A 26,194-nucleotide genomic window follows, 5' to 3' on the forward strand; every position below is an offset into this window, starting at 1 on the left:
AATTACACCCAATACAGTCAAACAGACGCTTATGTCGCACCGTCAATGCAGGCACCGGAGCTCAGGCGGCAATCGGATGCCGGCACGACAGGTATGTATATTTTTTTGGATAGCAGTTTGCTTAAACCAGCTTATAGCGTATTTTTGCTATTGTGAGAAAAGTATGCCTTTACATACTGATTGTTTTTATCTGGGCCGAGAGTACCTCATTGGATCAGTTGCTGAAGCTGCCTGTGTTATTTGAGCATTTCAAAGAGCACCAGCTGAAGAACCACGATGTGGGCCTGCTGGAATTCATTTCCATGCACTACTGGGGGCATGATATGGACGATACGGATAATGACAGGGACATGCAGCTTCCCTTTAAGAAGGTGAATATCAATACTCACTACCTGCTTTTTGCCCGGTTAAACCAGGCGCCCCGCATCATTGCAGCCGAGCAGACCGTATTACAGACTTTTACCATTTACAAGGATCAATATCATCCTGACCCTGACCTTACCTCCCCTTTCAGACCTCCCTGTGCGTGAATTGCACCCTGTTATTTACTGATCTGTGCTGACAATGCAATGGTATTCCGTTGCCTGTATGTCATTTCATAGATCTTTCTGCAATTCATTCAACAGCAAATCATGCTTGATAAGATCATTCAATTCTCAGTTAAGAATAAACTGGTGATTGGCCTCTTCATGTTGCTATGGGTTATTTACGGCATATTCGAAGTAACCCGTCTGCCTATTGATGCGGTGCCAGACATCACCAACAACCAGGTACAGATCATTACAACAGCGCCCGCATTAGGTGCGCAGGATGTAGAGCGGCTGATCACTTTTCCTATTGAACAGGCCCTCAGTAATGTTCCTCACCTGAAGGAAAGCCGGAGTTTATCACGCTTCGGATTATCCATCATCACCGTTGTGTTTGAAGACGATGCCGATATTTACTGGGCCCGTCAACAGGTAAGTGAGCGGCTGCAACAGGCGGAGATCACTGAAAACGCCAGTAAGCCAGAACTGGCGGCTGTTTCCACCGGTCTCGGAGAGATATACCAGTATGTGATCAGGCCCCTGAAGGGATATGAAGACAAATATAGCCTGGCAGACCTCCGTACTATACAGGACTGGATCGTGCGGCGGCAATTGCTGGGTACCAAAGGAGTAGCAGAGGTATCTACTTTTGGGGGAGAGCTGAAGCAATATGAGGTGGCTATCAATCCGTATCAGCTGAAGTCACTGGGCTTGACTATCGGCGATGTTTTCAACGCCTTACATACCAACAACCAGAACACCGGCGGGGCTTATATTGAGAAAGGGCCTACAGTTATGTACATCCGCAGCGAGGGATTGGCGGGTAGTATTGCCGATATAGAAAATATTGTTGTCAAAAACACGGCAGCGGGCGTTCCTGTACTGATAAGGCATGTGGCCAGTGTCAGGATGGGCGCGGCTATCCGCTATGGGGCGCTGAACTACAACAATACCGGTGAGGTGGCGGGCGCTATTGTATTGATGCTGAAAGGGGAAAACTCTTCCCAGGTCATCAAAAATATAAAAGCGCGTATCGCGGAGATTCAAAAGACATTGCCGGAAGGCCTGCTGATAGAGCCATTCCTTGATCGTACCAAGATGGTGAACAACGCTATTGGCACGGTGGAGCATAACCTGCTGGAAGGAGCGCTGATAGTTGTGTTTGTGCTGGTGATATTCCTGGGGAACCTGCGTGCGGGGCTGATCGTGGCATCTGTGATCCCCCTGTCCATGCTTTTCGCCATTATCATGATGAATACTTTCGGCGTAAGCGGTAACCTGATGAGCCTTGGTGCGCTTGACTTCGGATTGATAGTGGATGGCGCGGTGATCATCGTGGAAGCTATCCTGCATCATTTGCATTATTCCAGGGAGTATCAGCAGAAAGACAGGCTTTCGCAGGATGACATGAATGCGGAAGTAGCGGGATCCTCTTCGCGCATGATGAATGCGGCCGTATTCGGGCAGATCATCATCCTGATCGTATACCTGCCGATCCTTTCACTGCAGGGTATTGAGGGTAAGATGTTCAGGCCGATGGCGCAGACAGTAGCATTTGCCATTATGGGCGCATTTATACTTTCCCTCACCTATGTACCGATGATCAGTTCATTATTCATCAGCAAAAAGATCACACATCAGCCAAATATTTCCGATCGTGTCATGGAAAGGATCGAGCGCTTTTATCAACGGGTGCTGGGGCGTGCCTTACGTTTCCGTAAGAGCGTGGTAGCAGTTGCATTCGGATTGTTTGCCCTGGCTGTACTCCTGTTCAGCAGGATGGGTGGAGAGTTCATTCCGCAACTGGAAGAAGGCGACTTCGCCGTAGAGACAAGATTGCTGATAGGTACGAACCTGAGTACGACCATTGCTACATTCCAGCAGATATCAGGTATTCTGAAAGAGAAGTTCCCCGAGGTAGAACGGATCGTATCCCGCATTGGCAGTTCGGAGATCCCGACAGACCCGATGCCCATAGATGCGGGCGATATGATCATTGTATTAAAAGATAAATCTGAGTGGACGAATGGAGAGAGTTTTGAGGAGCTGGCCTCGAAGATGTCGGAGGTGGTACAGCATGCGATACCGGGTGTGACCTTAAGTTTCCAGTTCCCGGTGCAGATGCGTTTCAATGAACTGATGACAGGCGCCAAGCAGGATGTGGTATGTAAGATATTTGGCGAAGACCTGGACCTGCTGGCGAAATATGCGGAGCAGATCGGTGCTATCAGCAGAACAGTATCCGGTACGGCCGACTGGTATGTGGAGAAGATGACGGGGATGCCGCAGGTGGTGATCCGTTATAACAGGAATGAAATAGCGAAATACGGGCTGAATATCGATGAGATCAATCGTACTGTTAATGCAGCATTTGCCGGCGCGGCTGCGGGCAAGGTGTATGAGGGAGAGAAACGTTTTGACCTCGTTGTGCGAGTGGGCAATGAAGGCAGGCGGAATATCGAGGATGTGCGCAACCTGATGGTCGCAACCTCCACGGGCAGCCAGATACCACTGTACCAGGTAGCTTCCATTGAAGAAATAGAAGGGCCCAACCAGATACAGCGTGAGGATGCGCGTCGCAGGATCACTGTCGGCTTCAATGTGAGAGGACGTGATGTGCAGTCGATCGTTGAAGAACTGCAGCAAAAGATCCAGCGGAAAATAAAATTCGAACCGGGGTACACCATCACATATGGCGGTACTTTCGAGAACCTGCAGCAGGCGAAGAAGCGATTGAGCATTGCGGTGCCTGTAGCTTTACTGCTCATTTTTATCATGTTGTATTTTGCCTTTTCATCTGTAAAAGAGGGCGCGCTGATCTATACAGCGATCCCCCTGTCGGCCATTGGCGGCGTCTTTGCACTGGCCCTGCGTGGCATGCCTTTCAGCATATCTGCCGGAGTAGGTTTTATAGCCTTGTTTGGAGTGGCGGTATTGAATGGCATCGTGCTTATTTCTGAGTTCAATCGTATTAAAAAAGAAGGACAAATAACTGATGCACTGCAACTGGTGATGATGGGCACGCGTAACCGTCTGCGGCCGGTATTGATGACAGCTGCGGTAGCATCGCTGGGATTTTTACCTATGGCCCTCAGCAACGGCGCCGGCGCGGAAGTGCAACGCCCGCTGGCGACCGTTGTCATCGGAGGATTACTGACCGCTACCCTGCTGACTTTATTCGTGCTGCCTGCGCTTTACCTCTTATTCGAAGGAAAGGTCAAAATAAGCCCGAATAAAGCGGTAATGATTGCAGGACTGGTACTTGTTTCCATTCCTTCCCTTAAAGCCCAGAACAGCCCTGTAAACATTAACCAGGCCATCAATATTGCATTGCATCACAACCTGCAGGCTACAAGCGCGCGCCTGAATGAGCGGGCGGAAAACCTGCGGCGGCAGACAGGCTTTGATATTCCGAAAACGCAGTTCAGCGCTGACTATGGGCAGATCAACAGTGTCCAGCAGGATAACCGCTTTGGCATTACGCAGTCGCTGAGTTTCCCGACGGTATACACTCATCAGAAAAAGGCTTTGCAGGAGAACTACCTGGCGGCGCAGGCCAAAACGCAGATGATGGAGCAGGATATCAGGACAAATGTACGCCGGCTGTTCTATGACTGGGTATGGCTGCATGAGAAGCAACAGCTGTTACGGTATGCTGACAGCATCTACCGTTTATTTGAAGAGAAAACCAATCTCCGTTTCAGGACCGGGGAGACGAATATACTGGAGAAGACCACTGCGGAATCGCACCGGCAGCAGATTGCCAACCAGCTGGAGATGCTTTCTGCGGATATGCAGATCACGCTGAAGCAGTTTAATCTGTTATTAAGTGACAGTGTGGCTTACCAGCCGCAGACGGATAGTATCCGCATCACCTATGCTACTGTGGATACTGCGCTGGGCCAGCTGCCCCAGATACGTTCACTCCGGCATGAATCGGCCGCTGCGCACTGGCGCTGGCGTACGGAGAAGTCAAAACTATTGCCCGACTTCTTCATAGGGTACAATAACCAGAGTATTTCAGGGATCCAGAATGTGAATGGGCAGGAGACTTATTTTAGTAACAGCAAACGGTTCAACTATGTGAATGCGGGGATCAGTATTCCATTGTTCTTCGGTGCGCAGCGTTCCAGGGCATCTGCCGCACAACTGGACTGGCAGCTGTCACAGCAAAGGGCAGATTATGCCTTGCAGCAGACGCGCACAGAATGGCAGACTGCATTGACACAGGTGCAGAAGTATGCTGCCAGCCTGCATTATTACCAGGGCAAGGGCCTGGAAAATGCGGCAGCGATCATCTTTACTGCCGACAAGCAATTCGTTGGCGGGGAGATCGACTACCTGCAATGGGTCATGCTTACAGACCAGGCCATTGGTATCAGGAACGAATATCTGGATATGCTGAACAATTATAATCAGGCCGCCATCCAGGTACTGAGATTGCAAAACCTTTAATTCAATTCACTCATGCGACAATATCTTTTCTTATATCTGCTGTTTCTGGCCTGTAACAGCCATACGCCTGCCCAGGAGCCAGCCGCAACGCCTGCTGCTGACAGTAGTATGGTAACGCTTACCAGCGATCAGATCAAAAATGCCGGCATTGAAACCGGGTATCCATCCACGATGGCCGTCAGCGGCGCACTGCGTTTACAGGGAACCATTGACGTACCGCCACAAAGCACTGTGAGTGTGAGCTTTCCACTGGGAGGCTATTTAAAGAGAACAGACCTCCTGCCGGGCGCTCATGTGAGCAAAGGCCAGGTGCTGGGAGTACTGGAAGATATGCAGTTCATCCAGCTGCAACAGGATTACCTGCTGGCAAAAGAGAAATTCACTTTTGCGGATACGGAATATAAGCGCCAGCAGGAGCTGAACGCCAGTAAGGCCAGCAGCGACAAAGTGCTGCAGCAGAGTAAGGCTGAAATGGAGAGTCAGCATATCACCATGCAGGCCCTGGCCCGGAAGTTAGAGCTGATCGGGATCAACCCCGAGCGCCTGCATGCGGGCAATATTTCTAAGACGGTCAATATCCTGTCGCCCATTAATGGATTTGTGTCCAAAGTGAATGTGAACATCGGCAAGTATACCTCTCCTACTGATGTGCTGTTTGAGCTGGTGAACCCCAGCGACATCCACCTGGCATTAAGTGTTTTCGAGAAAGATGTGAACCAGCTGTCTGTCGGCCAGCAGGTAGTAGCTTACAACAACGAACATCCGGAGAAGCAATATAAAGCCGAAATCCTGCTGATCAGCAAGAACCTGAACGAGGACCGGATGGCGACGGTGCATTGTCATTTCCACCAGTTTGATGCTTCCCTCCTGCCGGGCATGTTTATGAACGCGGAGGTAGCGGTCAACAATGCGACGGCATTGACTGTTAATGAAGCGGCTATTGTTCGCTGGCAGAACAACTTTTATGTGTTTGCCGATAAGGGGAATAACAGTTTCAAGATGCTGCGCGTGACCCCGGGGAATGTTAATAATGGGCAAGAACAGTTCTCTGCGCCGGGGGTGGATACCAGTACCAGATTAGTGACTAAAAATGCTTATGCGCTGTTGATGAAGATGAAAAACAGCGCCGAAGAGGAATAAGCCTAACTATACCAGATCGTAAACAGAAGGCCCCTGCACTGACAGGGGCCTTTAATTTTTTATTGGAGTCGCCAGTCGACCGGCTCTATACCGGCCTTGGCCAGTAACTCGTTGGTTTTTGAGAAATGCTTACAGCCGAAGAAGCCCTTGTCGGCACTAAACGGAGACGGATGGGCGGCTTTCAGTATATGATGTTTCGTTGCGTCGATCAGGACCTGTTTGTCCTGGGCGAAACGGCCCCATAATATAAAAACCACATCCCTTTTCAGTTCAGACACCTTCTTAATCACGGCATCGGTGAAGTTCTCCCAGCCTATTTTGCTATGGGAAGCCGGTTCATTGGCCCTTACGGTCAGCATGGCGTTGAGGAGCAGAACCCCGTGTTCCGCCCATTTTGTCAGGTTACCGCCCGGCGGGATGGGCAATCCCAGGTCTTCCTTCATTTCCTTGTAGATATTTACCAGGGAGGGCGGAGGTTTTACGCCATCCTGCACGGAAAAGCACAACCCGTGGGCCTGTCCGGGGCCATGATAAGGGTCCTGCCCCAATAGTACGACCTTGACTTTGTCGAAAGGGGTCTTATCAAAGGCGTTGAAGATCAGGTTACCGGGAGGATAGATGGTATTTCCGACAGCTTTTTCATGTTTGAGGGCCATGACAATCTGTTCGAAATAGGCTTTATGAAACTCATCTTTCAGGACTTCTTTCCAGCTAGGCTCGATTTTAACCTCCATAGCAGCTATTTTTTTTGATTTATTTTGAATTATTAAGGGAATTTTCCATAGATTTGCACTCCCAAATTAAACGTTAAATATAGGAAAATTTGGGATATGGAACTGGACCGGTAGCTCAGCTGGATAGAGCAGCTGCCTTCTAAGCAGCAGGTCATTGGTTCGAATCCAATCCGGTTCACGAAAGCGCGATGTAAGTCGCGCTTTTTTTATGCGGGAAATTTGGCTGGAGGGATTCGGAGTTTTTTGGATAATTAGCTTAAATAAAATCAAGTGAATTAGTGCACCATTCGGTGAACCTTCCGGTGCCTATCTATGTGGGGCATGCGGCAACCCCGCCGGGAACAGGTTACGGGGAATGGCGCCGCGGCAATGCCATCCCTGGCTTAGGTTGAAAAAAAAACGTCCTAATTATTGACTATGACAAGAGTTATTGAGGTTTTAGAAAGTTAAAGGTATCTTTATAAGATTATACTTCTGGAATCTGGTATTTCTCTAAAATGGAGTCCGCTAAGTCTTCTTCAATTTCCAGGGCCCCACCTTCAAAGTAGTATGCTCCAGCCTCGAAACATTCCAATATACATTGAAGTAATGTGCTAAGCGAATCGTATCTGGCATCCAGCTCAGTTCCATATAAAGCCAATGAGTGCCAGTACACATAGCGATAAAAATCATCATCCTTATTACAATTAACCAAAATATAATCTCCCCCGCCACTTGTAAAAAGCGGAAAATACTCTTTTGAAAAGTATCCCTCACTTGTGAATGACTTGTAGACATCAACGAGGCGGTCCATTGATTCCATTATCCCCCAGGGAAAGAGAAGAGAATCTACTATCGTTTCGTCGCTCGACTCCTTTATTCCATTCTTCCATTTAAAAAGCTCAAATACTTCCGGTGGAAAAGAAAGATTGAAAGGTGCGATTCTTTCCTCAATTTCAACCAGGGAGATCCCGTCCTGAAGCTGGGCAAATCCAATTGAGTGCTGATCAGTGAAGAATTTTTCTAACTTTTTTAAAACGGAAGTTATCTGCATATGGTTTTTCATTTTGAAGCATTGCAGGATTTAAAGTGGTTTTCTGTGGTGTAGGTGCAATAATAGATAGAATTATTGTTGGCGCAAACCGTTGGAGAAGACTTTATAATATCTGCAATAGCGGGAATACGATTGACAGCCTCTCCCTTCATGTGAGAGTTAGTATCGACTGATTTAAGGAGGGAATATCCTGCGGGATCAACTCCGACCCGAACATTGGGACAATTCCCGGAAACAAGTCAACACCAGAGAAAGTGAGTTCAAAAGCATAATAAGACTCGGGAATTATTGAAGGGCGATCTTGAACGGAGTTACTGCCTGCTTTTATAAGAAACGATGAGGCAGATTGTACCGCCGATATGCAGTAAAAACTCCCACAATTCTATCCAACATTTTTTTTACCAATAGAATCGATCTCTTCATCCAGCGAGGCCTGACCATCCTTGCGATTGGAATTTGGCCAACCGTATTCATTAGCAGCGGAATCCCCCTCTTGTAACAGCATTCCAAAAACAAAAAATGGAATAAGCTGCCACCAGCCGCTTTTTCCAAAATCGTGGCAGCGTTTCGCCCCCTGTGCGAATAGAAGCCAGTAACAAGGGATAATATGACTAACCGCCCATAAAGAGCCCGGATCAATGCCGACTCTTGACATCGTAAGATTAATGGCCATAAAAACCAACCAAGTAATGCCATATTCCACTCTTCCGATTCTGCCTTTAAAAGAAAAGGGCCTTTTAAACATGATAGTATTTTGAAGTGAACAATGAGAAAGCATTAACTTTATTCCTTAAATTGAAGTTAATACTTTATACGTGTACTAAAAGTATAAGGATCTCCTCCTTCCGGGATACACATCACAAGAAAGTTTTTGCGAACCCATGTTAGTGAATGATGTGAAAATAGACACCACATTTGTTCAGTTGGAAAACGTTATAACTGGTTAAAACGAGAACTGTAAAATGTAACTTCTATGATATCTGTAGGAGGTAGTCACTGAGCTAATATCTTTTTCTTTTGAGTTTCATATTCATCCTGGGTGATTGCACCGGCGTCTAAAAGCTCCTTTAGTTTTTTTAATTCATCAGCAACGGAGCCTTGATTTACAATTACTGTCTGGGCCGGAGCATTCTTAGGCATTTTATCGGCAAATTCCTTTGGTGGTACTATTTCTCCAGCGTCTAGTGCATTGTCAATTTCCACCCAATAATTTACCATTTCACCTAAGCCAATTTTAGCTATAATTGTATAGCCAGGCTTCCTACTACCTATTGGCATAATGTCCTTTATTTTAGCTGTTTTACCTGCAAGGTTTGATTTTAAGTAATTTTTACTTATTTGCATATCCATGGTGCTCATGGATGTCCATCCAACAGGTGATTGATAAATAAAAGCGAACGTCCTGTTAGGCATAGTCCCCTTGCCCAATGTGATAATATCCCCTTCTTTTAATGTCCAGCCAATTTGCGTAGTGTATCCATCTTTTATTTTTTGCTGAACAGAAGTGAGTTTTTCACCCCGGTCAATGAGAGTAGGGGTTTGTGCCAATAACTGTATTGAGACGCACATAGAAATAATAACTAATATTCTTTTCATTTGAGGTGTTTTTTTAAGTAATTATTCGGTTAAATGATGTTTAATACATGCCTATACAATTTATAAATACAACTAAACAGTGCCAAACTCCGGGACACTCGTTGAGCCTCGTTCCCATATACCACAGTATATATCTATAGATTAGTCTATTTAACGAGATTAACATTACTTCCTGGTTGCGTAAATGACAAAGTGATAACACGAAATGATTCGGGGAATGTATAATTTCTCTTATCCCATTCTATTTGCAACAACTGAAGGCACGAAAAAGCTTTCGGTGCTCATTAGGTGTTCATCTGTGTTGGAAAAAATAAATTGTAATATATTGGGCGATCTAATTATTTTTTATACTAATAACTAATAATGATAAAATCCGTCAGCTTTCTAGTCGTTGTTTCAGTTCTAATGTCGTGTCAGCAAAAGAAGTCAGATTATAGCAGTCAGCCTATCGCTCAAAATGATAGTACTGCTGTCTATTCCCAAAATGGTGGCATGCAGTTTTTCTCTGTTCCCTTCAATAGAAAAACGCAGGACCAGCATTCATTATCTTTTGGTTGGGAGCCATCTTTCGGAACCGCTTTTGTGCTAAATCTCTACAATACCGGAACTGAAATACAGGCGGTCGCATATGAGGTGAGGCCTAAAGACCGGGGAAGTATTTTCGGATTCAATTCCAGAGTACAAAAGATATTGCCCTTCGAAGGCTATAGTTTTACCATTGACCTAAATCAGTGGAATGCACTGGTAGAGAAGGTGGAGAATATTCTGAGCCGATCATCTTCCAGTACTGACAAAAGCAACAGGTGTTTTGATGGAACCTATTACTACCTTGAATACGGGGACAAGCAGGTTGCAGGTCACAACTGTGAGGAAGATACTGTTGCAGCGTTGTCAAAATACATTGAGCAGGAGATATTAGCAACTGTTCATGAACTTAGAAAAGCTGAGAAGTAATATAAAAGGCCCTGAAAATGTGAAGTGCCACAAAAAGTTAGCCACTTTAGAGGCAAAAAAGAGGGTGCCTCAAAGGTAATTGAGGCACCCTCTCTTGTCTTATTCATTTAGTTTAGGGTGTTTCTATCATAAATGGCGATTCATCAGTAGTGCCAACCGCATTTGCCCATTCCAGATACCCATTACCACTTGGTAAAGCATAAATAATATTAGTATTGGTTTTAGCTTTATATATTATTACGCCACAAGTGATACTGATAGCAGGTCTTCTGCTGGTAAATGCGAGCTGACCTGATCTTGTTGTGATCTTAACAGGTGTAGTCCAGTTAACCAGATCACTGGACATAGTAGTTTTAAGCTGTCCATCCGTATCCATCCCGGCGATAACAGCAGAAGGCGGCCTGCCAAGGTCAACTGAATTGATGGGCGTTGCCGCAGCGTAACGGAAGAACCCAAAATTTAACTGCGAACCCTTTGTCCAGTTTATTCCATCCACAGAAGTTAAAATGGTAAAAGCAGGAGCTGGCGCAAGGGTGCTGGTATATAAGATACAGATTGCGGAGTGAAAAGTAAATATATATGGATCACCAAAGGATGTATAAGGTAAATTTACCTCAGTCCAATTAGATCCATCTGAACTGTAAGAATAGTGAATAGTGGTGGAGTTATCTCCCAGATGAAAATCGTTGCCTGGATAGGCAAGGAACATCTTACCTCCATAAGTACAAGCGGAAAGGTCACCTGATGTTGCGGCGAAATTCCCCAACATTGCATCCGCAGTCCAGGAACCACCTAAATCGGCGCTGCGGGTATAATATAAGTAATTACTTGTCGCACTTCTATGAAATACATAGATATTCCCATTGAAGACAGTCGCTGCAGGACTACCATTCGCGCCTAGTCCTGAATTATTAAGAGCACTGAAGGTCCAGTTAGAGCCATTGACGCTGTTTCCGGAAAAGATTTTCTTAGCATCAGTGCTATTACCGGTGCCTTTGTAAAAATATCTGTAGAAAGCAGTTATTTGGGCTGCATTACTACTGGCAATCAAATTGTTACTACTTAGCTTTTCGGTTTCTTTCTTTTGGCAGGATGTTAAAGCAAAAGCTGCATACAGCAGAATAAGGATAGTGCTACGGTTCATGGTATAGCGTTAAAGGTTAACGGAAAAATTACGCTGCAAAGTTGCATCATCAAATAATTAGCGCCAAAATAAATTAGTCAACCACCTATGTTTTTGAGTAGAAAATTTAAAAACGAGAAGGCAGCTTGGATAATTATGCGTTGACCGGTTTTCGATGCCTGTCAGGTGTACAGGATACGGACATAAGCTTTCAGTGCTGCAGCATGTTCAAAAAAGGAAACTAATTCCTGGTACTCTTCTTCAATGTATTGAAAAAGTTCCGGACCTTTGGGTTTATAGGCATTTTTCAACACTTCTTCATAATTATACAGCTCCTGCAGCTCTTTAAAAGAAACGGTTGACAAAATACGGCTGATCCTCAATACTTCATCAATATCAAGATACGATCTATAGTCACCTTTTAAAGCAGGGAACGCACTACCATTAAGGAAGTGAAAACCCGGTTCTCCCCTTGCATTATAGTGTTTACTTAAAAGGAAACCCAAGGTGGAGTAGCAACGATAACGACTGAAAAAACGGTAGGGTTTAGCGTTTTGTCCTGGATAAGTCTGCAGTAACTCGTGCCAGTCTTTGATTGTCTCCATCAGGTTTTTTGCCCTGGAACTATTATTATTGGCTTTAGCCTCTAGTAACTCTTCTTCAAGGAGGCCAGGTTCATCAAATTCGTACCATATGTCGGCATAATACGAGGCGTCAGTTGTCTTTTCAATTATTTTATAAAGCGGTATTGCTATAAGGCCAAGATCAATTCCCATAAGTTACTTTAGCTTTCACAGTATATTAGGATATTCCTGCAAAATAATGCAGTCCCCCAATTTACAACTATTGTTTTTATTCTGACATTAAATGGGGTTCTTCATGCGCTTTTGGTGTATCAGACGTCACTTCTTTAGTTCGTCTATTCCAGGTGTCTATTTTTCTTTGCATCTGCCATCCCTCTGAAAAATAGGACGAAATGAACACGACTAAACATCCTAAAACGAAAATTACAAACAAAAGTATCCTATATTTCATGTATTGACGAGCAGCAGATACAATATTTAACACTGTAATATTAATTAACGGAGCTACGATACTGCATGGGCGTAATACCCTTTTGTGACTTAAAGATTGCAATAAAATGACTGGGGTTGGGATAGCCAAGCTGATAACTGATTTCTTTTGTACTTAGATCTGTGAACTGTAACAACCGCTCGGCCTCTCTTACGCAATGTTCCTGGATAATTGACATTGTCGATCTGCCGGTGAGTTGCTTCAGTGTGTCATTAAGATGGGCAGTAGAAACGGTAAGCTTTGCTGCATATTCGGATGGTTTCTTCCACTCGCTGTAATGCTGATAAAGTAAGGCAAGAAACTGCTGCTTGATCTGCTGTGGCCTGTTCTTTTTTCGGGATGCTGTTTCCGTGATATTTAAGGCCAGGCCATTTATTATGTGTAAAACGGAGATCAACAGAGCTGCAATTGCTTTATGCCTTGTGTCCAAAGGTTGGTTATAGAGGTCCTGCATTACATTTAATAATTTCAGGATATGCTGGAAAGCAGCATCAGATGGAGATTGATGCAGCGGCAAAAGGTATTTGCACCTGGTTTCCAGATCCTCTCTCATTTCCTGATCTATCATTGCCCGATCAACATCAATAATCCATCCATACAACGGCGTTTGAGGTGTTAGTAAATGTACCTGTCCGGGAAACACCATCATTAAAAAAGGTCCCTCTAACCCGATTTCCTCAAAATCAATATTTCCGTTAAGTTTTCCTTGTTCTATAACAACCAGCATATAGTGATCGTCACGATGAGGGCTTGCAATACTATGTTCGCCTGAAATATCAATTTCAGGGTCCAGCCTGTTTATTTTGATCCCTTTGGAGCCGGAATCGTTCATGCGAAATGCAGGGATATGTAAGATCTTTTTCTTTGCCATTTTTTACAAGTTCCATGTAGAACGTTCCATCCTTCGGAATAAAACGATTTGCATCTGATTAAGCGTGAATATATCAAAAAACCGCGATTTCTGATATGAATACCCTCTATTCTTCTATATTAAAGGCCTATTACCCCTCTATTTTTGCATCCAATAATTAGATTCAAAAACAGACAATATGGTAAATGAAGATTTCAATCAGGTACACAAACGCTTCAGCGTAATTATTGCCGGAGGAGGACTCGTAGGCATGACAGCGGGAATCGCATTTAAGCGTATAGGCGCCGACGTCCGCGTTCTCGAACAGGCTCCTGAGATCAGAGCAGCAGGTGCTTCAATCAACCTTTGGAAAAACGCACTTGATGTATTTGATGATCTGGGTATTGGTGAGCAGATCCGCTCAAATGGTGTTTCTGTGGATGCATGGTTTTATGATCCTGCCGGGCAACCTTACAGGGCTGCTGGCTTCGATCCTGAAGATTATGCCTTCACTCTTTTTCCAAGACCAACATTGAACACGATCCTTGCAGATACAGTGGGAAAAGAAAATATACTGCTAAACAGCAGACTGGCAAGCTTTGAGGAAGAAGACGACAAGATAACGGTAATATTGGCAGATGGCAGGAGGTTGAATGCCGATCTTTTAGTCGGCGCGGACGGCGTGTACTCTACAGTGCGCCAGCAAATGCTGCCAGGTTATCCGGCAAAGGAGCATAAAGGTCATCATGTCTGGAGAGGTGTTATTCCGATAAATGGTCAGACAATTGAAAACACGATCCTGACCGTCGGCGCCGACAGGACCAGGGGCGGCTTAGCCAAAACTTCAGGCGACCAGGTATTTTGGATGATTAACCAATTTGACAGTTCTGATCCTATAGGAACAAAGAAAGAAGAAGCGCTGCGCCGCGCACAAAACCTCAATGACAGCGGCTGGGGAGAACCCCTGATCAGACTGATCGAATCCACCCCGGAAGAGAAAATTTTGTTTAATCAGATCATGTATGTTCCTGAGTTACCTTTTTGGGCATCAAAACGTGTTGCACTTATTGGCGATGCCGCACATGGACTTTCTCCCCACATTGCGGCTGGCGGTGCATTAGGTATCGAAGATGTAATGGTACTTATCAACGCTATAAAGCATGAAGCCAGTGTGCCTGCAGCACTCGATCGCTATCAGGCTCAGCGCATGCCTTATTTTGAGATAGTGCGTAAGTTTTCCGACGATGTGGAACAGTCAAAAGATTCGAAAGATTTTGCCACGCGATATGCTGCTTTTACTCATTGGATGCTCAACGACGGGTATAACGCTGCACGTTTGACGTCGTTTTGAGTGCTAAAGGATTTACTATTATAAACACCGATGTTTAGAAATCACACTCTTCGGGCTTTCCAAAACCGAAACTTCGCCTTGTTCTTTGCAGGTCAGTCTGTATCACAAATAGGCACATGGATGCAACAGACCGCGGTGATCTGGATTATCTACACGACTACGCATTCCGCTTCTATGATAGGTGTAGCCGCATTTGCGCAGCTATTCCCAACATTTCTGCTTTCTATTTTAGGAGGGGTAATTACAGACCGGCATAGCAGATATAGGATTTTGCTTTTTACCCAAATCGCAGCAATGATACAGGCAATATTGCTTGCCGCCTTAGTTTTCGCTAATTGTTATGTAGTATGGGAAATACTTTCACTTAGCATCCTTCTTGGTGCAATTAATGCGCTTGACGTACCGGCACGGCAAACGATTGTACATGAAATGGTCAACGACAAAGAAGATCTGGCCAACGCAATTTCGCTTAATTCTGCAATGGCGAATCTGGCAAAGCTTATAGGGCCGGCATTGTCGGGGCTCATCTTACAGCGTTTGGGTGCAGGTACCTGTTTTGCTATAAACGCGGGGAGTTATATTGCCGTGATCAGTTCCCTGCTGCTAATGAAGCTCCCGGAATCTCAGGCGTCTCCCATAAAGAAAAAAGTTATTTCCGAATTGGCAGAGGGGTTCAATTATCTTCGGCAAATGCCCGCTATTACCCTTGTTATTGTTCTGATCACTTTTCTGAGTCTGTTGATCTTGCCTTATGACACCTTGGAACCTGTCTTTGCTAAAGTGGTCTTTAAAGGGAATGCCTCTACTTATGGCTATATCAGTAGCAGCATAGGATTGGGAGCATTGACCGGCACACTACTGATTGCATCAGCGCCTAAAGGGATCAATCTAAGAAAGGTTGTGCTGATCAGCATTGCAATATTGGCCATTGGGTTGATCTTATTTTCCCGGATGGGAACCCTGAAACTTGCACTGCCGTTTGCCTTGATCTTAGGTATAGGATCAATAACGCCTATATCAACAAGTATTGCAATTATTCAAATGGAGGCTCATCCACAGATGAGAGGCCGTGTGATGGGCTATGTGGTATTAGCGTTCTTCGGCATGTTACCACTCGGAAGTTTACTAATCAGTACCCTTTCACAAAAAATAGGTGCGCCGGCAACGATGTTGTGCCAGGGAATTGCAGCCCTTCTGATCGCTACCGTCTTCTATAGGCTGTTTGGAAAAAACACTAAAGCGTCCGATATGAATTTGTATAATGAATACGAGATCCCGAATTAAAATAGCCTGGAAAAAAATCTTTAACGACAATTAATTTTAAAAAACAAGCAATGAAATTAGCCATTATTGGAGCTTCTGCGGGAATAGGTGCAGAAACGGTGAATCTTGCATTAAAACGCGGGTATTCAGTCAGAGCACTTTCAAGAAATAACACGACTCTGCCTGAACATGATTCGCTAACTAAAGTAACAGGCACGGCCTTATCAACGGATGATCTTAAAACAACAATTGCTGGTACCGATGCGGTGATCGTGACCGTTGGAACTAAAAAGAAGAAAGGTACGACATTGTTTTCAGACCTGGCAAAAGCGTTGTCGATGGCCACATCCGAATTAAATTACGGCGCCCCGGTAATTATTGTCACTGGCTTTGGAACAGGCGAAAGCGCTAGTTACTTAACTTTTTTCATGCGCCTTATCATTAATCTTTTACTAAAGGATCAGTATAAAGACAAAACGCTTTTGGAGGAAATAATATCTAAAAGTACTATTAATTGGGAATTTGTGAAGCCTGGGATGTTAACTAATGGTCCATTGACTTCAAACTACAAGGTGATAAGTAAATTATTTAAAGGGATAAAAATAAACAAGATTTCCAGAGCAGATGTAGCGGATTACCTTATTAAAGAGGTGGAAAATCCAAGGTTTTTACACCATCATATTGCGTTAACGGTCTAAGTCCTGTTGTGATTTTAATAAATGGTAGAAGGCGTGGATAGCAACAACGATTGAATTAGGAAGAGGTATTGAAGTTCAGACGTTTTTGGAGATGCACCATGATGGTCTCAAAATAACGCGCCAGTTTGTTATTGATGCCGGCCAAGGATAATACGTTCTCTTTAAACATGGACTGTATCTTGTCCAGCGCAACCTCGGTACCGCCCAATTCAATAATTGAATTTTCTTCGCCATTTATTTTGTCCGACTCCAGGTCGCTGATATCATCCAATATCAGAGCATTTACCTTTACACACGACCATGCTTGGATAATGCGCTGTAGCAACTGTTCTTCTACAGGGATGTCGCATAACGTAAAGAAAAAGGCATCTGCCCGGTCGAGCGCCTTTACAGACGTTCCAAGTGTATATTGCAAAGTCTTTTCGTTGTTTAAATGCAGGAGTAGGTCATTGAAAAAAATGCTATTTGCAACAGTTGGAGCATATAACACCTTACAGGCGCCAATAAAATCCTCGTAGCTGATCTGCTTTATTTCATATTTTGCCATCAGGTCAAATCCATCTTCCATTAGCCGGATATGCTTTTCATCCAGCAGGATGGGTCTTTCCACTCCGAGTTTATATTGTAGGTCGAAAAGGAAGGGAATAATGGTATAGCCTAATGAATTGGGCAAATAAACATATTTTCCCTTCCAGAAATGGTTGTTATCAGGAGGGGTCCGGTCTGCAAAGAATGTGGCGATATCATAGTCAATACCATATTCATCTGCCAGTTTTCTTTTGGTGATAGGGAGCATGTTACGCAAACTTAATATTGTTGTAAAAAATACGATTCTTTTACTTTATATTAGATAAAACCTTTGAAAGATGCAAACCCAAACCCATCAACGCCCCATTGCTCAAATAGGCGAGCATGTAGGTATCGAACTAGGTACCAAATTAGTAAAAGATTATTTTGATGCTTACCCCGAACAGGCCTATGGACATGTTATTGGCAGAGCTATTATGGACAAGATCCTGGCACAACCCGGTTGTGAAGGGGTTGTCATTTATCCTGCTTTAAATGAAAATGGCAAAAAGACGCTGGTATATGCCGGTATTGATGCCAACGGAAAAGCTATCGTAAAAATACCGATAGTAAAAACGGACGGTGCTATTCATTTTGAAGACGGAATCGTAGCCGACAGGTCCATTCCTTCCGGCGGTGACGAAGAAGGAATAGACCCGACAGAACCTGGCATCATTCCTGAGTGGTAACACCCATGTTTTGTTTCGTCAGTTAACGAGTAAAGCTGCCAGGTCCTTTGGTCCTGGCAGCTTTTTGATGTGGGCTAAGCTCTTCCAAACAGTAACCTTCTGCTGCCTTCCAGCTACCGAAAGTGGCAGCCATACCCAGATTTACGGGCTTTTTTTTCCTGCACAACGAGAATTGGGAAGATTATAAAAAACACGGTTCGAAAAATACAAACTAGTTGGTATTGCTACAAAATGCTAATCTAAGCATCTTTGTTTTTTAGGGTATTACTATGCTGAACAAACTTCAAATCAAATTAACCATGAGTATCCAGAAATTACTTTGTGACGAAGTCCACTTTAATTATCCGCAATATTTCGCAAACTTTCCGCCAAACACACCTCTTAGAATCGGAGACTTCGGCTATCTTGACAGAAAAATTTTCCAACACGAAAGCAATATCGAGGTGGCCTTCGGCATAAGCCCCGGAAAGCCAAGAGCAGGGAACCTTGCGAATGTGGAATTTAAATCTAAATCGGGTGTTGCCGTCAAAACATCAGGAAATATCCAACTAGATACAAATACCGGAGTAGATCAATTCGGCGAAGCAGTGATAGAATTTAAAAGGGCGAACGGGGTTTTCTTCATGGCCACCGGTTGTAAAGTAAAAATTATTGAAGACAAAGCGACTCTCGCCCAAAAACTAATAGATCTTTTTGAACGTGACCGATGGAAATCAGAATATGTAGTAGTCACTTCAATAATTGAGGTGCAAACGCTTAATCTTTTTATTTCTGATACAGCGAACGCTTCTATAAAGTTAAAGGCGCATTCAGATAGCCCTCATCTTGATGTGTTTAGCGCAGGCGCTAAATGTACTGTCATCAATGAAACGGGAATTGCCAATAAATGGGTGACAGCTGAAAATACTACTCCGCTGATTGGTCTCTCTAAAATTTCAAGAAAATTCTTCTTTGGAGAACCGGTGTTCAAAGTAAGTTATTTGGTTGGTGGCGAAAACAATGGAACTGAGAATCTTGATGAGCTTAAAAATGAAGTAAAATTATCAGGCAGATCTTTCGCGGAGACCTTTGACCTCCTGCCTATTGATGATCGTGACAATCTTTCTCCGTTATGAGAACCTGCTGTAAAAATAGAATAACAAATATCTACCTGGATTTTCTCAAAAAAAACTCAGGAAACACATCTATTTTAGACGCTCGAATTAAACAGCTTTTCGAAAAATTCTCCGGCTGCTCCCTTTTTTTCAGAAGCTACGCTGAAATAAGAACTGCCAATCTAAAAAACAATGTCACCGCCCAGGCTATTACCTTTCGTTGTCCGGAATGTCGGGACAATGCAACTTTGGTCATTATTAACGCACCTTTGCTTTTACTTATCTGGCGAATTGCCACATTTTTTATGGGACAGATTGCTCGCTGGGAATTTGAAGACAACAAGATAATTATTGAAAAAAGACCGCCGGATGAAGATCTTAAATCAGCATTTGAAAAAATGCTCGATGAATATTTGAGTGGTGATACATTGGATCCTCTAATAGTTGAAGAAGAACTTGAAAAACTTAATGGAATCCCCGAACACTGTAAAGAGGTATTCTTTAATGCTATAGACTATGCACAAATGTGGGTAGTAGCTCACGAGGTTGCTCACGCCATCTCCAAAGACATTTTATCAATAGCACTCCCCGAGTTCGCTGCTATACGTGAAGGATCAGAAAACTTCGTTGAAGGATTTAATTTGTATTCAAGTGTAGCTGCCAAGTGGGAAGAAGAATTTAACGCGGATCTGACTGCTATTCTTATTCTGTTTACCACGGAAGGAAAACGATTAAATATAAACATGGATGACGTGTATAACCGGGAAATGATTGCATCTCAAATAGCAGGGGGCGTAGGCCTTGCCTGCGATGTAATGTACCACATTGTTCGAAAAAACTTTCCTTATTACAATGCAGACGCCAATGATCTTGAGCACCCCCCCCTTGAAATCAGATGGGCTGTAGCCAAAAACTATATTACACATATTAGCACACCCCGCCCGACAGTTTCCCTCTTTTATATTGCAGAAACAATCGGTATAATATCGGCATCGTTAACAAAATGTCTGTAAGTACAACTTGACTGAATAAGGGAAATTCATTTAAAACCGTTACTCCAGGTATCTGAAGCAATTTAATGCTGCAAACAAACCCAGACACGTTCCGTGCATTTGAAAAGATTATCTAATATTATATTATCTATCTTTCGAACTGCTTTGTTTCGAATACAACAAGCTGTTATCTGTGGTTCGAACAACAATACCGATGCATGTGTGTATACTGGATTATCGCTTAAACCTACAATTATTTATACTGTAGTACTACATTTGTCACGAGTCATGTCATCTTCTTTTAACGTACACTCACCGCCGTGTTGCACATCCTACGCGTTGCATTTCTTACTTAAGTTCACGGTCCGGCAAATAGTTCCCGTCGATGCATTTGTAGGCCTATTTTTAATGTATTAAATCTGCTTTTGCAAAGGCTATTTTTCCATTCCGAAATCTAAGGTCAAAGGTCCCGCCAATTTTCCCTTCCGGAAAATCACCTGTAAATTCAACTTCCAGGTGAGCGTTTTCACTATCCACCACCACAAGTCTGACAATTCTGCTTTGTGTATTGTAACCTATAAAATAGCTATCGAAATAATCTTTTATGCCTTTATGGCCTATGAATTTTCTGCCTACCGATGGATCGTCTAAAACTGCATCCGGCAGATAAAAATCAAGATATCTGTTTGTATCAAAGGCATTGCTGGCGGCTATCCAGTTATGAATCTGATCGTGTATGTTCATGTTTTTATTGTTTAGAGTGGGACCGGCAGGATTGACTCCCTGCAAACGAATATGCGGAGCCCGCAATGCTCCTGCTACGGGTATTGCTCCCCGGATGTCATTTTTACTGAGCAAGGGTCAATTCAATAAACGCTTTCTGTAACCGGAAGGAGACAGCGTGGTTTTACTTTTGAATAGCTTGTTGAAAGACTGTGGATGTTCAAACCCCAGGTAATATGATATTTCGGCGATTGTTAGTTCATCTTTTGCCAGGTACTCCTTGGCTTTTTCAATCACTTTTTCATGGATGAACTGTTGCGTATTCAACCCGATCAGATGCCTCAGTAAATCACTCAGGTAACGGGGTGTTACATGCAGCGCTTCCGCCAGGGCATTAACGGATGGTAATCCTTTCATCAGGGACTTGTCATTGTTAAAATATTCATCCAGTTGCTTTTCCAATTGGCTAAGTAAATCGTTATTTATAGCCTTCCGCGTCAGAAACTGCCTGTCATAAAAACGGCTGGCATAGTTAAGGAGCAATTCAATCTGTGAAATCATCACATCCTGGCTGAATTTGTCCATTCTTTCATTGAGCTCATCCTGGATGAACGCATAGATGCTCAGGATCGTTGCTTTTTCCTTTTCAGACAGGTACAATGCTTCCGCAGCCGAGTAACTGAAAAAGCCGTATTGTTTGATCTTAGCATTCAGGGAATAAGGACGCAGGAAATCGGGATGTATATGCAGGGACATCCCGCTGTAGTCGGCTTCCTCATCCTGCATGCGCAATAGTTGCCCGGGGGCGATGAATGACATCCCTCCTTCTTCAAAATCATAATTTCCCTGTCCGTATTTCAACTGGCCTGAGAAATGGGTTTTAAAAGAGATCTTGTAAAAATCCAATATTATACCCTGTTCAAAATCCACCGGATCAAACACTGCCTTACCATAATCCAGGATGCTCAGAAGTGGATGCTTAGGAGCAGCTTGCCCCATTGCTTTATGCAGCTGGGCGATTGAATGAAATATGACAGGTTGCTTCTTCATTTCCATGTGAAGTTAATTATTTCCGGAAACATGATTCCTGCTGCGGCTTATCAGCTACAACAGGAATCACCATCAATCTAAAACAGGAAGCCCGCCCTCATTTCCCGGAACTGTCCTTCCGGCGTCTGTTCCAGTCGACTGTTATATAAAGCAATAGCGTCTTTACCGGCTATGTACCTCAGTTGGTCTTTATTATCCGTTGCGGCATCATAGATGATCTGAGCGACCTCTTCTGCCCTGGTGTAATTGGCGATCTTTTCCTCGCTATAGCCTTCACTTACTTTGGCCACCAACTGCTTGTAGGCATCGTGCATCCCGCCCTGGAGGGATCTTCCGGCAAAGTCGGTTTGCATGCCGCCGGGAGCGACCACTTTCACTTTGATCCCGAATTGCGCCAGCTCGAGCGCGAGGCTCTCTGAAAAGCCGTCGACACCGAACTTGGTCGCATTATAAATAGAGCAGGTGGGATATCCTAACAAGCCAAACGAAGATGTAATATTGATGAATGTTCCACTTTTCCTTTCCCGGAAATAAGGTACAAAAGCACTTGTAACGCGGATCACGCCAAACAGATTTGTCTGCACCTGCAATTGTATCTGCTCGTCACTGAGCGCTTCGAGGGGACCTATTAATCCGTAACCCGCGTTGTTCAACACAACATCAACGGTGTGGTGTGACAAAACCGATTCGACTGTTTCCCTGATCTGTTTTGTGTCTGTTACGTCAAGGGGTAATAAGGTGATATCAGGCAGTTTGGAGAGTTCGTATTCCTTTGCCGTATTACGCATGGTGGCTATTACCTTCCAGCCGTTTGCGTGGAACAACAGGGCGGCTGCTTTGCCTAAGCCTGATGATGCTCCTGTAATGAAAATTGTCTTTTGCATATGGACTTGCTTTGATTGTACAATGCAAAATTGGATAAGATGTGAGGGGAAAACTTAGCCGAAAAGGTAAAATATCAAGCCAAAATTGCAGCACTGACACTACTTATAATGTTCCGACCTTACAATGCAGATTTTGTTATGCTTTGGCCAATCCGGGAGCTGGCACCGGATTACCCATCTTATATGTTAAAGAAAAAAGGGAATGCGCTAAAGCACACTCCCTTAAAGAAAAATATGTAAATGAAGATTATAAAAATTGTTCCTGTCGGCGTATAAGCACGAATGATTTACACTGGCAATCCCTTTTCCTGTCTTCTTGCCTGTTCTACCTCCTGATTGAACACGGGCCTTCCTGCCTGGGCTGCCTGACGAACAAGGTGTAAATCCACAAAGTCGCCACCTCTTTCGAGTACCGCGGGGTCAAAAAGTTCCGGTTGGTCGCCGTCGAGGAAGTCAGGTTTTGTTGGCCAGCCCTCGCCACACATGATCAGTGCATCGATTTGTTTCGAGGCTTTTGCCGGCGTATGCGGGTCGAGTAATACACCACGTGCGGTGAGCGTTCCCGTTACATCGAGGCTTGCTCCCCCATCGCCCCAGGTGCCTACCACAAAGCCGTCCAAAGTGGTATCGTCTTCAATTGCCAGTCGTGCGCTACCGGAGAAGAAAAGATGCTGCGCTTTCAATTTCCCTAAAATCACCAGTGTGCTCAGGCGTTCTTCAGGCGTTTTACAAATAAGGGTTCCTTTTATCTCCACATCTCCGTCTATAATAACCGCCCAGGGATCCTCCTCCAGGATGAAATCACCATCCATCCGCAAGGGTCCTGCTATGTGTCTGATTGAAACCGGTTCATCATTCAGTGATGCAGTTTCTTCAAACCATTTCCACCAATACTGTTCACCGTATTGTGCTTTTAATGCGTCCATAGATGTTGCAGTACCAGGCGCCTGTTTGTCTTCCATTATTGAATATTTAGTTGTGCTTTATCATGCTGATTACAGTCTCCTCAAACCATCCCTTCCAGTATTGTTCACCGTATTGCGCTTTTAATACGTCCATAGATGCACCTGTACCAGGCGCCTGTTTGTCAATACCCAGCGCTACAGCGCTTTAAATCTATGAAGAAAACTGCTCAATATGAAACCTGGTTTAAGCACCGGTCTTGGAAAACGCAGGCAACACAAACCAGAATGCGGCACCTTTTCCAGGTGAGCTGGTGACATGTATGGATGATTGGTGGAGCTCCAGGATCTTCTTCACAATCGCCAGCCCTATTCCCATTCCCTTTTTGGGCGCCTCATCTTTGTGCAATTGCTTGTACCGTTCAAAGATATATGCCTGGTCTTCGGGCGCGATACCAATGCCGGTATCTGCTACCTGTACCTGTATACCGGCAGCTGTCTGCTTTAACTGGATCGTAATTTTGCCACCAGGAGGGGAAAATTTGAATGCATTGTCAATCAGATTCTGTAACACCCGCTCTGTAAGGGCAATGTCGGCAAAGACCGGCGGCAGGTTAGCGGCTGCGTCGAGGTGCAGGCCGATATTACTTTCCTTTGCTTTCAACTGGTAAGCCATAAGTATGTCAGAGACAAGGTCATTCAACAGGAACTGCTCCTTCTCCGGCGCTACCTGGTTCGCTTCCAGTTTGGCATACTGGAACAATTGTTCTACCAGGATGGACAATTTCTTTGTGCTTTCCAGTACCACAGATAAATACCTGCTTTTTTCCTGATCTGTCAGGTTATCATTTTTAATCATCAGGGTCTCTATATATCCCTGCGTGATAGACAAGGGCGTGCGCAGGTCATGGGATATATTGGCTATCAGTTCCTGCCTGAATTTATCTGTCGCGTTGATCTTATCAAAATTGTCCACAATCACATCGGCCATTTCATTAAAAGTGGATGTAAGCACCCCCAGGTTGCCCTTAGCGTGACCTTCTATACGGGCATCATAATCTCCTTCTTTGAACCGGCGAACTACCATTGCAATCTGGCAAATGCTGTCTGTAATAAGGAAAAAAGTAATGACCCCAACAACAAGCGCAATCAACAAAGCAGATAGAAAAATAAATTTACCCAGCCGGAAAGACAGGTCGCTATTCAGTGTGTTCAATATGTTGCGCTGTGTCTCACTGGCCAGAACGGCATACACATAACCTGTCAGTTTCCCGTTCTCATACACAGGGGCTGCAGAAAAGATGCTGGGTTCACCAGGTTGCTTGGGATTATCGCCTAAGGGCCGTTCTCCGTTCCTGACTGTCAGCCATTGTTTCACCGTGTTAATATTTACCTGGTGCCTGCGTACAGATTTGTCAGGTACAACATAGTCTGTAATCCTCCCGGCTGTATCCAGCAAATAAACCTCTACACTGGGATTAGCCACCATCATTGAATGAATGATATCATGCGTTACAGTAGTATCTGGCCGGCCATTTTTCAGTGGATGAGTAAAATCAGCGAGGTGTGAAGCAATATTTCCATACAATTCCTGGTGTGCGGTTGTATAATAGGAACGGGATAAGTTGGATGCAATCCACATATACACAACTCCCAATGTAAATAAGAGTATGGAAAACACTGCGGCTATTTTCCAAAACAACAAATTCCCCCTTATCGTTTTTACTGACATATGATTGCTTTATAATTCTTCATTGAACCTGTACCCCACGCCCCATGTGGTCAATATAAATTTAGGGTTGGACAGGTCTTCCTCAATCTTTCCCCTTAACCTGTTGATATGAGAGTTGACGGTATGCTCATACCCTTCGAAATCGTAGCCCCAAACCAGGTTAAGCAGGCGCTTCCGGCTATAACTTTTCCCCGGGTTGGAGGCCAGCAGGGTAATCAGATCAAACTCCTTGGGGGACAGGTCTACCCTGTTCTCGTTCAGCATTACTTTTCTTTTATCCATATCTATCTCCAGCCCCGCAAACCGGAGCACAGAGGTAGCGGGGACAGCTTCGGGAGCCGGCACATAATCTTCCTTTCTGCGGAAGATCACCTTTACCCTGGCTATAAATTCCCGTATGCTGAAAGGTTTTGTCAGATAGTCGTCCGCCCCGGTTTCCAGTCCTATTATCTTATCGATCTCTTCCGACTTGGCAGACAGGATCAATATAGGGATACGGCGGTCTATCTGCCTGATCTTCCGGCAGACGTCCATACCATTCATTCCGGGAAGCATAATATCCAGTATCATCAGATCAAAGGTCTGCGCGGTGGCCATAGCAAAACCTTCCTGCCCATTGGTGACAGCGGCTACTTCACAACCCAGGTCATTCAGGTGGATGGTCAGCAGCTCTATTATATCGGGATCATCTTCCAATAACAGTACCCTATTCATAATTTCCTTGTTGGTCTGAAATTACCTCAAAATTCATTAAAAAAATCCG

24 protein-coding genes and 1 tRNA gene are annotated in these 26,194 nt (G+C 44.3%); 11 read left to right on the forward strand and 14 right to left on the reverse strand.

Annotation, left to right across the window (positions count from 1 at the left end; translation table 11 throughout):
• Positions 1 to 152 precede the first annotated feature (152 nt).
• The 3 genes from MYF79_RS26085 to MYF79_RS26095 all read left to right on the forward strand — a co-directional run bounded on the left by MYF79_RS26085 (position 153) and on the right by MYF79_RS26095 (position 6,122).
• A complete protein-coding gene (locus tag MYF79_RS26085; protein ID WP_247810823.1) occupies positions 153 to 530 on the forward strand; it encodes a hypothetical protein in 378 nt (125 codons plus the stop codon).
• A 102-nt stretch (positions 531 to 632) separates the two neighbouring features.
• Positions 633 to 4,982, forward strand: a complete 4,350-nt coding sequence (locus tag MYF79_RS26090) for a CusA/CzcA family heavy metal efflux RND transporter (RefSeq protein WP_247810824.1) — start codon at positions 633 to 635, stop codon at positions 4,980 to 4,982.
• Between the two features lie 12 nt (positions 4,983 to 4,994).
• A complete protein-coding gene (locus tag MYF79_RS26095) occupies positions 4,995 to 6,122 on the forward strand; it encodes an efflux RND transporter periplasmic adaptor subunit (protein WP_247810825.1) in 1,128 nt (375 codons plus the stop codon).
• A gap of 59 nt (positions 6,123 to 6,181) precedes the next feature.
• On the opposite strand, the gene ung is transcribed toward MYF79_RS26095, so the two are convergent.
• Positions 6,182 to 6,856 (reverse strand): uracil-DNA glycosylase, encoded by a 675-nt coding sequence (ung, locus tag MYF79_RS26100; RefSeq protein WP_247810826.1) that lies wholly within the window; start codon positions 6,854 to 6,856, stop codon positions 6,182 to 6,184.
• Positions 6,857 to 6,960: 104 nt separating this feature from the next.
• Between ung and MYF79_RS26105 the strand changes: the two genes are divergently transcribed.
• A tRNA-Arg gene (locus tag MYF79_RS26105) sits at positions 6,961 to 7,034 on the forward strand.
• A gap of 288 nt (positions 7,035 to 7,322) precedes the next feature.
• Here MYF79_RS26105 and MYF79_RS26110 read toward each other — a convergent pair.
• From MYF79_RS26110 to MYF79_RS26120, 3 genes are all read right to left on the reverse strand, one after another.
• Positions 7,323 to 7,889: an SMI1/KNR4 family protein gene (locus MYF79_RS26110; protein WP_247810827.1), complete on the reverse strand. Its 567-nt coding sequence runs from the start codon at positions 7,887 to 7,889 to the stop codon at positions 7,323 to 7,325.
• Between the two features lie 382 nt (positions 7,890 to 8,271).
• Positions 8,272 to 8,634 carry a DUF805 domain-containing protein gene (locus tag MYF79_RS26115; protein WP_247810828.1) on the reverse strand — a complete coding sequence of 121 codons (363 nt, stop codon included), beginning with the start codon at positions 8,632 to 8,634 and terminating at the stop codon, positions 8,272 to 8,274.
• 248 nt (positions 8,635 to 8,882) lie between these two features.
• Positions 8,883 to 9,485, reverse strand: a complete 603-nt coding sequence (locus MYF79_RS26120; protein ID WP_247810829.1) for an SHOCT domain-containing protein — start codon at positions 9,483 to 9,485, stop codon at positions 8,883 to 8,885.
• 492 nt (positions 9,486 to 9,977) lie between these two features.
• Between MYF79_RS26120 and MYF79_RS26125 the strand changes: the two genes are divergently transcribed.
• Complete coding sequence (locus MYF79_RS26125) at positions 9,978 to 10,439, forward strand: hypothetical protein (protein WP_247810830.1); 462 nt, start codon at positions 9,978 to 9,980, stop codon at positions 10,437 to 10,439.
• A 112-nt stretch (positions 10,440 to 10,551) separates the two neighbouring features.
• Here the strand turns inward: MYF79_RS26125 and MYF79_RS26130 are convergent, their stop codons facing one another.
• From MYF79_RS26130 to MYF79_RS26140, 3 genes are all read right to left on the reverse strand, one after another.
• Positions 10,552 to 11,583, reverse strand: coding sequence for a glycoside hydrolase (locus MYF79_RS26130; RefSeq protein ID WP_247810831.1), 1,032 nt, complete (start codon positions 11,581 to 11,583; stop codon positions 10,552 to 10,554).
• Positions 11,584 to 11,744: 161 nt separating this feature from the next.
• On the reverse strand, positions 11,745 to 12,338 hold the full coding sequence (locus MYF79_RS26135; protein WP_247810832.1) for a DUF1877 family protein: 594 nt from the start codon (positions 12,336 to 12,338) through the stop codon (positions 11,745 to 11,747).
• A gap of 299 nt (positions 12,339 to 12,637) precedes the next feature.
• A complete protein-coding gene (locus tag MYF79_RS26140) occupies positions 12,638 to 13,507 on the reverse strand; it encodes a helix-turn-helix domain-containing protein (RefSeq protein WP_247810833.1) in 870 nt (289 codons plus the stop codon).
• Positions 13,508 to 13,685: 178 nt separating this feature from the next.
• Here MYF79_RS26140 and MYF79_RS26145 point away from each other — a divergent pair, with 178 nt between their 5' ends.
• Genes MYF79_RS26145 through MYF79_RS26155 form a run of 3 tightly spaced genes read left to right on the forward strand, consistent with a single transcriptional unit; the run spans position 13,686 to position 16,798 of the window.
• A complete protein-coding gene (locus MYF79_RS26145) occupies positions 13,686 to 14,837 on the forward strand; it encodes an FAD-dependent oxidoreductase (RefSeq protein WP_247810834.1) in 1,152 nt (383 codons plus the stop codon).
• A 30-nt stretch (positions 14,838 to 14,867) separates the two neighbouring features.
• Complete coding sequence (locus MYF79_RS26150) at positions 14,868 to 16,121, forward strand: MFS transporter (protein ID WP_247810835.1); 1,254 nt, start codon at positions 14,868 to 14,870, stop codon at positions 16,119 to 16,121.
• Positions 16,122 to 16,171: 50 nt separating this feature from the next.
• The gene (locus MYF79_RS26155; RefSeq protein ID WP_247810836.1) at positions 16,172 to 16,798 is read left to right on the forward strand and encodes an NAD(P)-dependent oxidoreductase; all 627 of its coding nucleotides are present in this window, start codon (positions 16,172 to 16,174) and stop codon (positions 16,796 to 16,798) included.
• Positions 16,799 to 16,853: 55 nt separating this feature from the next.
• Here MYF79_RS26155 and MYF79_RS26160 read toward each other — a convergent pair whose 3' ends face one another.
• On the reverse strand, positions 16,854 to 17,594 hold the full coding sequence (locus tag MYF79_RS26160; RefSeq protein WP_247810837.1) for a hypothetical protein: 741 nt from the start codon (positions 17,592 to 17,594) through the stop codon (positions 16,854 to 16,856).
• A gap of 70 nt (positions 17,595 to 17,664) precedes the next feature.
• On the opposite strand from MYF79_RS26160, the gene MYF79_RS26165 reads away from it, so the two are divergent.
• The 3 genes from MYF79_RS26165 to MYF79_RS26175 all read left to right on the forward strand — a co-directional run bounded on the left by MYF79_RS26165 (position 17,665) and on the right by MYF79_RS26175 (position 20,161).
• Positions 17,665 to 18,054, forward strand: a complete 390-nt coding sequence (locus tag MYF79_RS26165) for a hypothetical protein (protein WP_247810838.1) — start codon at positions 17,665 to 17,667, stop codon at positions 18,052 to 18,054.
• A 299-nt stretch (positions 18,055 to 18,353) separates the two neighbouring features.
• Complete coding sequence (locus tag MYF79_RS26170) at positions 18,354 to 19,169, forward strand: hypothetical protein (protein WP_247810839.1); 816 nt, start codon at positions 18,354 to 18,356, stop codon at positions 19,167 to 19,169.
• Positions 19,166 to 20,161, forward strand: a complete 996-nt coding sequence (locus MYF79_RS26175; protein ID WP_247810840.1) for a hypothetical protein — start codon at positions 19,166 to 19,168, stop codon at positions 20,159 to 20,161. Before MYF79_RS26170 ends, MYF79_RS26175 begins: the two co-directional genes overlap by 4 nt.
• Positions 20,162 to 20,545: 384 nt before the next feature.
• On the opposite strand, the gene MYF79_RS26180 is transcribed toward MYF79_RS26175, so the two are convergent.
• The 6 genes from MYF79_RS26180 to MYF79_RS26205 form a co-directional block, all read right to left on the reverse strand.
• Positions 20,546 to 20,884, reverse strand: a complete 339-nt coding sequence (locus MYF79_RS26180) for a nuclear transport factor 2 family protein (protein ID WP_247810841.1) — start codon at positions 20,882 to 20,884, stop codon at positions 20,546 to 20,548.
• 117 nt (positions 20,885 to 21,001) lie between these two features.
• Positions 21,002 to 21,913, reverse strand: coding sequence for a helix-turn-helix domain-containing protein (locus tag MYF79_RS26185; protein WP_247810842.1), 912 nt, complete (start codon positions 21,911 to 21,913; stop codon positions 21,002 to 21,004).
• 77 nt (positions 21,914 to 21,990) lie between these two features.
• Complete coding sequence (locus tag MYF79_RS26190; protein WP_247810843.1) at positions 21,991 to 22,797, reverse strand: SDR family oxidoreductase; 807 nt, start codon at positions 22,795 to 22,797, stop codon at positions 21,991 to 21,993.
• A 287-nt stretch (positions 22,798 to 23,084) separates the two neighbouring features.
• Positions 23,085 to 23,759: a hypothetical protein gene (locus MYF79_RS26195; RefSeq protein WP_247810844.1), complete on the reverse strand. Its 675-nt coding sequence runs from the start codon at positions 23,757 to 23,759 to the stop codon at positions 23,085 to 23,087.
• A gap of 187 nt (positions 23,760 to 23,946) precedes the next feature.
• Entirely contained in the window at positions 23,947 to 25,431 is a 1,485-nt protein-coding gene (locus MYF79_RS26200; RefSeq protein ID WP_247810845.1) for a sensor histidine kinase, read from the reverse strand.
• Between the two features lie 9 nt (positions 25,432 to 25,440).
• Positions 25,441 to 26,145 (reverse strand): response regulator transcription factor, encoded by a 705-nt coding sequence (locus MYF79_RS26205; RefSeq protein ID WP_247810846.1) that lies wholly within the window; start codon positions 26,143 to 26,145, stop codon positions 25,441 to 25,443.
• Positions 26,146 to 26,194 lie beyond the last annotated feature (49 nt).

The sequence above is a fragment of the Chitinophaga filiformis genome, from assembly GCF_023100805.1.
Taxonomy (GTDB): domain Bacteria; phylum Bacteroidota; class Bacteroidia; order Chitinophagales; family Chitinophagaceae; genus Chitinophaga; species Chitinophaga filiformis_B.

Coding starts and splice junctions, on each gene's coding strand:
- MYF79_RS26090 (WP_247810824.1), top strand. CDS start 633: ATGCTTGATAAGATCATTCAATTCTCAGTTAAGAATAAACTGGTGATT.
- MYF79_RS26095 (WP_247810825.1), top strand. CDS start 4,995: ATGCGACAATATCTTTTCTTATATCTGCTGTTTCTGGCCTGTAACAGC.
- ung (WP_247810826.1), bottom strand. CDS start 6,856: ATGGAGGTTAAAATCGAGCCTAGCTGGAAAGAAGTCCTGAAAGATGAG.
- MYF79_RS26110 (WP_247810827.1), bottom strand. CDS start 7,889: ATGCAGATAACTTCCGTTTTAAAAAAGTTAGAAAAATTCTTCACTGAT.
- MYF79_RS26115 (WP_247810828.1), bottom strand. CDS start 8,634: ATGTTTAAAAGGCCCTTTTCTTTTAAAGGCAGAATCGGAAGAGTGGAA.
- MYF79_RS26120 (WP_247810829.1), bottom strand. CDS start 9,485: ATGAAAAGAATATTAGTTATTATTTCTATGTGCGTCTCAATACAGTTA.
- MYF79_RS26125 (WP_247810830.1), top strand. CDS start 9,978: ATGCAGTTTTTCTCTGTTCCCTTCAATAGAAAAACGCAGGACCAGCAT.
- MYF79_RS26130 (WP_247810831.1), bottom strand. CDS start 11,583: ATGAACCGTAGCACTATCCTTATTCTGCTGTATGCAGCTTTTGCTTTA.
- MYF79_RS26135 (WP_247810832.1), bottom strand. CDS start 12,338: ATGGGAATTGATCTTGGCCTTATAGCAATACCGCTTTATAAAATAATT.
- MYF79_RS26140 (WP_247810833.1), bottom strand. CDS start 13,507: ATGGCAAAGAAAAAGATCTTACATATCCCTGCATTTCGCATGAACGAT.
- MYF79_RS26145 (WP_247810834.1), top strand. CDS start 13,686: ATGGTAAATGAAGATTTCAATCAGGTACACAAACGCTTCAGCGTAATT.
- MYF79_RS26150 (WP_247810835.1), top strand. CDS start 14,868: ATGTTTAGAAATCACACTCTTCGGGCTTTCCAAAACCGAAACTTCGCC.
- MYF79_RS26155 (WP_247810836.1), top strand. CDS start 16,172: ATGAAATTAGCCATTATTGGAGCTTCTGCGGGAATAGGTGCAGAAACG.
- MYF79_RS26160 (WP_247810837.1), bottom strand. CDS start 17,594: ATGCTCCCTATCACCAAAAGAAAACTGGCAGATGAATATGGTATTGAC.
- MYF79_RS26165 (WP_247810838.1), top strand. CDS start 17,665: ATGCAAACCCAAACCCATCAACGCCCCATTGCTCAAATAGGCGAGCAT.
- MYF79_RS26170 (WP_247810839.1), top strand. CDS start 18,354: ATGAGTATCCAGAAATTACTTTGTGACGAAGTCCACTTTAATTATCCG.
- MYF79_RS26175 (WP_247810840.1), top strand. CDS start 19,166: ATGAGAACCTGCTGTAAAAATAGAATAACAAATATCTACCTGGATTTT.
- MYF79_RS26180 (WP_247810841.1), bottom strand. CDS start 20,884: ATGAACATACACGATCAGATTCATAACTGGATAGCCGCCAGCAATGCC.
- MYF79_RS26185 (WP_247810842.1), bottom strand. CDS start 21,913: ATGAAGAAGCAACCTGTCATATTTCATTCAATCGCCCAGCTGCATAAA.
- MYF79_RS26190 (WP_247810843.1), bottom strand. CDS start 22,797: ATGCAAAAGACAATTTTCATTACAGGAGCATCATCAGGCTTAGGCAAA.
- MYF79_RS26195 (WP_247810844.1), bottom strand. CDS start 23,759: ATGGAAGACAAACAGGCGCCTGGTACTGCAACATCTATGGACGCATTA.
- MYF79_RS26200 (WP_247810845.1), bottom strand. CDS start 25,431: ATGTCAGTAAAAACGATAAGGGGGAATTTGTTGTTTTGGAAAATAGCC.
- MYF79_RS26205 (WP_247810846.1), bottom strand. CDS start 26,145: ATGAATAGGGTACTGTTATTGGAAGATGATCCCGATATAATAGAGCTG.